Raw genomic sequence first — 9,174 nt, 5'->3', positions numbered from 1 at the left:
GCTTTGATTTAGCCAATAGAATAACCTCCCATTCGTATAATTTGATTCTACCAAATAAAAAACTAAACTGCGAAGTAAGAGCCGTACGCTCTCTTACTTACACAGTTTAGTTTACACTCCCTAATAAAGCCTAATCCGACATATTTTTAGCGAGGAACTAGGCTTATTATCTTCCACAAGCGCCCGTTTGTGGAATAAATATTTATTGCTTATTTTACATCACCTTCCCAACCCAGCATTCCATCAACAACATTAGTTGCGTTATAACCCATTTGCATTAATTGATCAGTCGCACTACCACTTCTCGCGCCTTTCGTACATACCATATAATAATGTTCGTTTTTATCAAGCTCATTTAAACGATTTGTAATTTCCCCTAATGGGATATGTTTAGCTTCAATAATTTTGTTTTTTGCAACTTCATCAGCTTCACGAACATCAATAATGTTTACCTTTTCCCCTGCTTTTATCTTTTTTTCTAAATCCTTTGCTGTAATTAGTTTCATTTAAGACTCCTCCATTTCTTTATTTTTATTGCCAATAGACCAAATCACAACCGGAATAAGTATTAAGGACAAGATACCTCCAGCAAGTGATAACATTTCAAAACTGGAACCAGCAACAACCATTCCTGATAAGGCACCACCAGAAGCCCCTCCTAATGCAATAAAAACATCCACTGTCCCTTGAGTTTTAGCACGAATGGAAGGTTCTGTTGAATCGACAATTAAAGCTGTACCACTTATCAAGCCAAAATTCCATCCTATTCCAAGTAAAGAAAGAGCAACAACCATTAGAAATAAAGAATCTCCCGGTGCAATCGCTGCTATGACACCTGAGGTGAGCAATGTAACTCCAGAAGCAATCGCCATGGCAGGACGACCAATTTTATCAACGAGAATTCCTGTAAAGAGTGATGGAAGGTACATGGCACCTATATGAAATCCGATAACAAGTCCGATTGCACGTAAACTATGACCATGATCCCCCATGTGAACTGGTGTCATTGTCATTATGGCTAGCATCACAATTTGAGTCAGCACCATAATAATTGCGCTAACAGTAATCGCTTTTTTATTTATTTGATTCTTCCCTTGATTAGCATCCGATTCTGTGATTTGCTTATTGGCATTTATTTTTAATGCGACAATAAATGGATCAGGACGTAAAAATGCAAATAGCACTAAACCTGCTAATATAAATGCTGCTGCAGATAAGATAAATGGTCCTGCGAGTTCTGGAACACCAATTGAAAGAGCAAAATCCCCCATCACATCCACCAAATTTGGACCTGCAACTGCACCAAATGTAGTAGAAACCATCGCTATACTTACAGCAGTACCCCGCTGTTTGTTCGTTGCTAAGTCTGTACCAGCATAACGTGCTTGTAAATTAGTTGCAGTACCGGCACCATATACGAGCAGGGATATGAATAATAAAATTATACTGTTTACAATTGCTGCAATCACAACACCTATTGCCCCAAGTCCTCCTGTTATAAATCCTGCTGCTAGCCCCATGCGTCTTCCATAACGATTTGAAAGTCTTCCTACTGTTAATGCAGCTCCTGCTGATCCTAAAGTAAATAAAGCAGCAGGAAGACCTGCAAATGCATCTGTACCAAGCATTTGTTCTGCAAGTAATGCTCCAACCGTTATTCCAGCTGCTAATCCGGCCCCTCCAAACATTTGTGATATAACAACAATAATTAAGGTACGTTTATATAATTGTTTTTGTTTGTCTGGATTATCAATATACTCTTGCACAGGATCATTTGATTCACTTACCAATTTAAACACCTTCTTCCCCAAATTTTCTCTTAATAAGTAACAACCTTATCAGCCAACGTTCCATAAGCTAATAATATCCATTTAGCTTAAATGGCCCTGAAATTCATTCCAATCTTGAACGCTTTTTTCTAAACGATAAGCATTAATCCCTTTACTTCTTAAAAGTTCTACTGCTTCTACCGACATCAAACAATATGGCCCTCTGCAATAGGCAACAACATCACGGTTGGTTGATAAAGAAGAGAGTTTGTCCCTTAATTCCTCAATCGGTATGGAAACAGCACCCGGAATATGAGCATTTTCGTATTCTTCTTTTGGCCTTACATCCAACAGTAAGACTTCTCCTTTTTCCATTCGGTCGCTAAGTTCTGTAAGCGAAACCCCATCCATGCCTATATTGGCATTTAAGAATTCCTGTTTTATTTGTTGAACCTCAACAAACTGTTTTTCAGACAGGTTATGCAAGGAAATGATAAAGTCAGAAATAGCATCATCTGCCAATTCATAAATCACATAGTTACCTTTCTTCTGAAACTTTACCAATCTTGAATTAGAAAGTGTTTGTAAATGTTGAGATACATTCGCAATAGACATAGTAGTTGCTTTCGATAATGCTTCCACTGACTTTGGACCTTGAGATAAAACATCAAGAATCTCTAAGCGTTTTGGACTAGAAAGACTTTTACCTATTCTTGCGAACTCTTGATACAATAAATCTTTTAAATTTCTTTCCTTTAGCATTTTTGAATCACCACCGAATCTATTCAAGTGTTTTATTGAATACTTGAATTATAATTGTAATTAATGTTCATTTCAACAATTTACACTTGAATTAACGAAGCGTTAGTTCAAGTGTAAACTACAAACTCTTCTTTCTAACCTCTTATTCAACAATCTGGCTCCGATTGCGGAAGACTGTTTTATGAAAATCAATCAAACTTATATAAAAGTATAAAATTTTTGTTCCCAAAAACAAACGTGGTAAACTTGCTGTCATTCATTGGTACACCTTTTGTAATTCAATGGTAAAAACTATGTCAAGGCTGGTACATTTTTCATTGGCTGTAATCATTTGATAAACTTATAAATATCAGGGGGTAGATATTAAGTGATAAATGTCTTTATTGACACACAAGTATTCATACATAAAAATTTTAATTTTAGGAATGAACTATTCCAGAGGCTTGTTAATGCTGTAGAGGATAACCTAATTTCTGTTTACTTAACGGAAATTGTAAAAAAAGAAGTAAAGTCAAAAATCCATGATAATGTATACCAAACAGTAAACAACAGTCAGAAAAAATTTGTTAAAGATGCAAAGATTCTAAGGAATTTAAGTGAATACGAAAATGTTTTCAAAATATCTAAGGTATTAGACGATATAAGTAATTACTTAATGAGTCAGTTTGAACAATTTTTAGAAAAGGTTGATGCAACAATAATCCCTATAGACAATGTTTCACCTACTATCATCTTTGAAAAGTACTTTAAAGGTGATCCTCCATTTAGCAATAAGAAAAAGGCGGAATTTCCAGATGCTTTTTCATTAATAGCTCTTCAAAAATGGTTTGAGGAAGAGGGGCAACAGGTCTCTATCATAAGTAATGACCAAGATCTTAGAAATTTCTGTGATAACATAGAAAACCTTTTATATGAATCTTCTCTTGAATCATTCTTTGACAGTCTAACAAAAAATGATTACTATAATCATCAATTTATTGTATCTGTTTATGATGCTAACAATACAATTATTGAAGAACAGATAGAAGAATGTATCGAGAAACATGGATTTACATTGGACGATGAGGATGGAGATGTAAATAGAGTATATATCAATTCTATTGAGTTAGATGAAGATCCCTATATTATTGATATAGAGAAAGAAGAAGGAATAGCTACAATAGCATTTAATGCCAATGTCTCGCTAAACGCTGATGTATCTTATGTTGATTACGCAAGCTCTCCTTATGACAAAGAAGAAGGCAGATACTTCTTTCATCAATTCGAAGAGACAGAAATTGATGATGTAGTTATAATTCCAATTTTAATGACGATTGAGTACAAACATCATGACAAACATGAAATAAAAATTAACAGTGTAATTCTGAATGAAGAAGAAGACATAGGAATTCAAGTTTATGATAACAGCTATTAAAGCATTTCCAGATTGTTAGTTTCTATTTCATTCTATATAGTACGAAAGGCTTATTAACAAACGGGTGCATAATCAATAGCCTAAATGATTAAAAGGCCTTCAATATACTATGAATTATGCGGATTCGGTATATTAAGGTCTTTTTCTTTATGACTGCAATTCTATACATATTTAAATTGAAAAAACATTGTGGAAATGAACAAAACACTGAATAGAAATGGTTCATATCCAATATTATTCTTGTGAAATCAGTTGTTAAAATGTTACCAACCAGTAATACAAAAAAGGAGGTTTCAACTAGTGTACTAATTGCGCCTCCTGAAAATTAATTATTGTTTTCCTCTATTATGAACGCTGGTCAGAAAGGTAAATCATTATCATCTATATCAATTGGTTCTCCAGTTGATGAAGTAGTAACGGATGGTTCTTCGTTTGGTTCTTCGTTAAGTTCTTCGTTTTCATAAGCATCATCTTCATAGAAATTATCATAGTCCTCAATTGGATCATGAATAAACCAATCTCTAACAGGAGGTATATCCATAAATTCACTCAAATCTTTAAGACAATCAGCCCCATCAAATTTTATACCGCCCCACCGAGTTACAGGTAACAGCACTCTAGTTACGTCCTTATTTACAACAAGAAAAGTAATAAATTGTTCCCATGCCGGTAAATCATCACAATCATCCTTCTTGTTTAAATCATGAAAGATTGCTACTAGTTCAACTTCTTCATAACCGTCTGTTTGTTCCTTTTCCCATTCACAATAGTCAATAATCCCATCATAAAAGATACTTGCAGGCTGATGCTCTTCAGTTGCAAAATAAGCAACTGCTTTGTGTTTTTTCATATCATCTCCTCCTTATAATTCCATTTTTCTAACTTTATAAGGAGTATATCAAGAATTAAAAAAGACCACATCTTCATTTGTTAAAATTATTGATAAATATTGCAATGGTATAACCAGTAGACGTTTCACAGGATAATTATATAAAAAAAGCAGGTTCTAATCACCCGCTTCTCATTGTAAATTTTATAATAATGTATTCTAGATTATCCTCTTTAATTGAAATGTTTAGTGGTTCCGTGACACATGCCCCGCGGTGCCACCCTAATTATTCCGCCTATTTGACGGAATCGCTTTATAAAAAATAAGCTCCAAAGTCCAATTCCAATTTACCTTGATGCTTGTTCCCACCAACCACAAGCTCTCTACAAATCAGAGGGTAAAATGTACTACGCCTTTTTCATTGCTATAATATTGAGTTTTTATTATTATATATTTCATTTCCTTGAAGTGCAAGTGGAAAGATTAATTGGGCTTGTGTCAAACCTTTTTCACTGAGCTATTCACATCAATAATGTATAGGAGAAATGTAAAAAGAGAAATATAAAGGAATGGCTTTTTTCGCATCTTTTTTTGCTTTTTATAATTAGCATTTGATATAGATTGTTGATTTATTTAAATCAGAATAATTCTAAACACACCGTTCCGGAAAGATACTTCGCGCATCTTAGGGCGGCTGGAAGCCTACGCCGTGCCCACGGAAAGCATCCGCCCGGAACGATCCCGGACGGCGAGATTTGCTCCGATTTAAGAAATTCTTAATTATAAGTTCAAAGTTTTTTCGTATAGAAAGGAAGAAAAGAATTGGATAATCTAATATGACAATATTGTTAACTTGATTGTATTCGTTTTACTTCGAGAACCGCCATCATATATACTTATGTGAAAGAATTCACTATTATATTTTTTTATCTGGAGGTCTGTATTCAATGGCAGGACTTATGGCAATGGCGAAAGAGCAGAAAATGAAGATGATTCTAATCGCTATTTCTGCTGCGTTATCTGGTTTAGCAATTATTGGACAAGGCTATTTATTTGTCCAAATCGTTGACCGGATCTTTTTGAAAGATAATTCATTTTCTGATATTATTCCATATTTACTATGGTTAATTGTCGCACTTTTTGCTAGAACCTTTTTTAGTTATCTTAGTGGAAGAACTGGGATAAAGATGGCGACGAAGGTAAAGGCTGACCTTCGAAGTGTCCTTTTAAATAAATTTTCTAGAAATCCAATGCAAGCATCCCTTCAAGGACAATCGGGTGAGAAAGTAAGTGTCATGATGGACACAGTTGATGAGATTGATAGTTATTTTAGTGATTATATTCCACAAGTGATTCAATCGACGATTATTCCAATCATGCTTCTCGTTGTTATCTTTATGGAACATGCGACCACGGGATTTATTATCATTATTACTGCACCATTTATTCCGATATTCATGATGATTATCGGCTTTAATACAAAGGATAAAGCCGAGGAGCAATTAGACAAAATGGCGGCTTTTTCGGGGAAGTTTCTTGATACGATACAAGGACTAACAACGCTAAAATTATTCGGTCGTTCCGTGGAACAAAAGGAAGAAATAAGAAAGAGTAGTCTTGATTTCCGTGAAGCAACGATGGTCGTGCTTAAAACAGCTTTCTCTAATTCATTAGCACTTGAATTTATTTCTATGCTAAGTATCGGGCTTGTTGCCTTAGAGGTTGCAATCCGACTCATTATTTTTCAAGACATTACATTCTTTACTGGATTCTTAATGCTTGTATTGGCTCCAGAGTTTTTTACAAAATTAAAGGACCTTGGTAGTGCATTTCATACGGGACGTGGAAGTATCGGTGCAGCTAAAAAGCTTGAGCGTGAACTGGAAGAAACAGCAGATTTAGTAGTTTTTGGCGAAGAAAGCTTGAGTAAAGAAGAACCGCCATTAATTGAATTGCAGGCTGTGAGTTTTCATTACGGTGAGGATGCTTTTGCATTGAAAAATATAAATGCTTCTATTCGACCAAATGAAGAGATTGCAATTGTCGGTAAAACTGGAGCAGGGAAAACGACGCTTTTACATATAATTGCTGGGCTTGTCCGACTCTTAGAAGGGAAAATTATGATTAATGGTAAGGAAAGATCCCACTTTAGTGAGAAGGATTGGTTTGGTCAACTCAGCTATATTTCCCAAGACCCATACTTATTCTCGGGGACAATTGCAGAGAATATTGCAATTGGTAGACATGCTGATGCATCGCGAATGGAAATTGAACAAGCAGCAGAAAAAGCAGGGCTTACGGAACTTGTTGGTTCACTTGAGCAAGGTTTTGATACGCCAATTGGTGAAGCAGGACGTGGTTTATCAGGTGGGGAAAAACAGCGTGTAGCTATTGCTCGTGCTTTTCTAAAGCGTCCATCTATCATTCTTTTTGATGAACCAACAACAGGGCTCGATTTACAAACAGAACGTATATTACAGACCTCAATTAAGGAGCTGTCCAAAAATTCAACGGTAATAACCGTAGCCCATCGACTTCACACCATACAAAATGCAGACCAGATACTTTTCCTTGAGAATGGTGAACTTCTATCAACTGGTACGCATGATGAATTATTAGAATCTGTGTTAGCATATCGGGAGATGGTTACTGTACAGCGAGGAGGTACGGTACAATGAAGGATTTGCGAATAGTAATTAAAGTATTACTAGTAGAAAAGAAAGACATATTCCTTTCGATTTTATGTGGATTTATTGCTGGAATAACAGCGGTAGCGTTGTTTTCGGCAAGTGGATATTTAGTTTCGAAGGCAGCCTTAGCTCCGCCAATCTACACGCTGATGATTCTTGTTGCCTCGGTAAAAATGCTCGGTATCATTTCTGCATTAAGTAGGTATGGGGAAAGGTATTTTTCACACCGCGGTACATTTACAATGCTAAGCAATCTACGTGTTTCTTTTTATGAAAAATTAGAACCTTTAGCACCAGGGATTTTCGGGAAGTTTCGAAGTGGCGATTTACTTGCTCGGATTGTCGGTGATGTAGAGACATTACAAAACTTCTTTTTACGCGTTTTTTACCCACCAATTGTTTTACTATTGATCTTTTTTAGTACAATCTTTTTTACGTCATTCTTTTCATTTGAAGTTGCGCTCATTTTATTTGTTGGTTTCCTATTAACAACAGTGCTTGTCCCGTCATACTTTGCCTTAAGACAAAGTAAGTTTGACCGGAAAGTAAGAGAAAGCCGTGCAGCGTTGTCAACTGAGGTTACCGAATTTCTTTATGGTTTTCGAGACTTGAAAATTTATCAGCAACTAGAAGGAAAAGAAAAGCAGCTAAGTAAATCAACAGTAGCCTATTTGCAGGAGCAGGAACAGGAAAGCGTCCATAATTTATTCAGTCAAGCAATGAACACATTTTTATCGTTATTGGTTACCGTCTGTGTGCTGGCTGTTGGGTCCTATTTAGTTGTAAATGGGGAACTAGATGGTATTTATTTGGCCATGTTAGTGATGGTCTCCCTTACCGTCTTTGAAAATACAACATCAATGGCAATTTTCCCAAGTCACTGGCAGGATAGTAAACAGGCAGCATCACGACTTCACTCTGTTGTTCGTAACGAATCAATCGGAAAAACACAAATGAAGCAGGAAAATTTCCAAACGGATATTGCACCAAAAATAGAAGTAAGGAACATTCGATTTACGTATCCCAATGATTCACGACAAACACTAGATAGTGTTTCCTTGAATCTTGAAGCAGGTTCGAAAACAGCGATTGTTGGTCCAAGTGGTTCAGGGAAATCAACGCTATTACAGCTGTTACTTCATCTTTATTCTGTTGATGAAGGAGAGATTTTATTAAATGATATTCCTATTAACACTTTGACAGAGGAAAGCATTTGGGAAAATGCGAACGTAGTACTGCAAGCAAATCATTTCTTTTATGGAACCATACGTGATAATTTGCAGCTTGCAAAGGATGGACTCGGTGATGATGAAATGCAGGGAGCTTTGTCAAAAGTTGATTTAGACCATTTCACATTAGATGATTCTGTACTTGAAAAAGGTGAAAATTTATCTGGTGGGGAGAAGCAGCGTCTCGCAATTGCAAGAGCGATGCTGAAAAACGAATCTTTATGGCTGTTAGATGAACCAACTTCGTCAATAGATGCATTAACAGAAGCGAAAATTTATCAGCATATCTTTAGTGAAGCAAAGGCTGATACGGTTGTGCTCGTAAGTCATCGCCTAACTGGGCTAGAGAAGATGGATCAGATTATCGTAATGGATCATGGGAAAATTATGGAGAGTGGCACATTTGAATCATTAATGGAACGTAAAGGTTATTTCTATGAGATGAAAAAGATTGAACAGAGCGTATTTCTTGGGGGTTAAA

At 35.9% G+C, this 9,174-nt stretch carries 7 protein-coding genes; 3 read left to right on the top strand and 4 right to left on the bottom strand.

The window, feature by feature from the left end:
* Window positions 1–209 precede the first annotated feature (209 nt).
* The 3 genes from D8M05_RS14150 to D8M05_RS14140 all read right to left on the bottom strand — a co-directional run bounded on the left by D8M05_RS14150 (window position 210) and on the right by D8M05_RS14140 (window position 2,531).
* Window positions 210–506, bottom strand: coding sequence for a rhodanese-like domain-containing protein (locus tag D8M05_RS14150; protein WP_121132898.1), 297 nt, complete (start codon window positions 504–506; stop codon window positions 210–212).
* Window positions 507–1,799: an MFS transporter gene (locus tag D8M05_RS14145; RefSeq protein WP_245985381.1), complete on the bottom strand. Its 1,293-nt coding sequence runs from the start codon at window positions 1,797–1,799 to the stop codon at window positions 507–509. It lies immediately after the preceding gene.
* A gap of 72 nt (window positions 1,800–1,871) precedes the next feature.
* Window positions 1,872–2,531: an ArsR/SmtB family transcription factor gene (locus tag D8M05_RS14140; RefSeq protein ID WP_121132896.1), complete on the bottom strand. Its 660-nt coding sequence runs from the start codon at window positions 2,529–2,531 to the stop codon at window positions 1,872–1,874.
* 367 nt (window positions 2,532–2,898) lie between these two features.
* Between D8M05_RS14140 and D8M05_RS14135 the strand changes: the two genes are divergently transcribed.
* Entirely contained in the window at window positions 2,899–3,945 is a 1,047-nt protein-coding gene (locus tag D8M05_RS14135; protein ID WP_121132894.1) for a PIN domain-containing protein, read from the top strand.
* Window positions 3,946–4,303: 358 nt separating this feature from the next.
* On the opposite strand, the gene D8M05_RS14130 is transcribed toward D8M05_RS14135, so the two are convergent.
* Window positions 4,304–4,795, bottom strand: a complete 492-nt coding sequence (locus tag D8M05_RS14130; protein ID WP_121132892.1) for a hypothetical protein — start codon at window positions 4,793–4,795, stop codon at window positions 4,304–4,306.
* Between the two features lie 926 nt (window positions 4,796–5,721).
* On the opposite strand from D8M05_RS14130, the gene cydD reads away from it, so the two are divergent.
* On the top strand, window positions 5,722–7,452 hold the full coding sequence (cydD, locus tag D8M05_RS14125) for a thiol reductant ABC exporter subunit CydD (protein WP_121132890.1): 1,731 nt from the start codon (window positions 5,722–5,724) through the stop codon (window positions 7,450–7,452).
* On the top strand, window positions 7,449–9,173 hold the full coding sequence (gene cydC / locus D8M05_RS14120) for a thiol reductant ABC exporter subunit CydC (protein WP_121132888.1): 1,725 nt from the start codon (window positions 7,449–7,451) through the stop codon (window positions 9,171–9,173). Before cydD ends, cydC begins: the two co-directional genes overlap by 4 nt.
* The last annotated feature ends 1 nt before the right edge of the window (window position 9,174 follow it).

The organism is Oceanobacillus bengalensis (assembly GCF_003628445.1).
Taxonomy (GTDB): domain Bacteria; phylum Bacillota; class Bacilli; order Bacillales; family Amphibacillaceae; genus Oceanobacillus; species Oceanobacillus bengalensis.
This window is presented reverse-complemented; position numbering and strand designations above follow the sequence as displayed.

Coding starts and splice junctions, on each gene's coding strand:
- D8M05_RS14150 (WP_121132898.1), bottom strand. CDS start 506: ATGAAACTAATTACAGCAAAGGATTTAGAAAAAAAGATAAAAGCAGGG.
- D8M05_RS14140 (WP_121132896.1), bottom strand. CDS start 2,531: ATGCTAAAGGAAAGAAATTTAAAAGATTTATTGTATCAAGAGTTCGCA.
- D8M05_RS14130 (WP_121132892.1), bottom strand. CDS start 4,795: ATGAAAAAACACAAAGCAGTTGCTTATTTTGCAACTGAAGAGCATCAG.
- cydD (WP_121132890.1), top strand. CDS start 5,722: ATGGCAGGACTTATGGCAATGGCGAAAGAGCAGAAAATGAAGATGATT.
- cydC (WP_121132888.1), top strand. CDS start 7,449: ATGAAGGATTTGCGAATAGTAATTAAAGTATTACTAGTAGAAAAGAAA.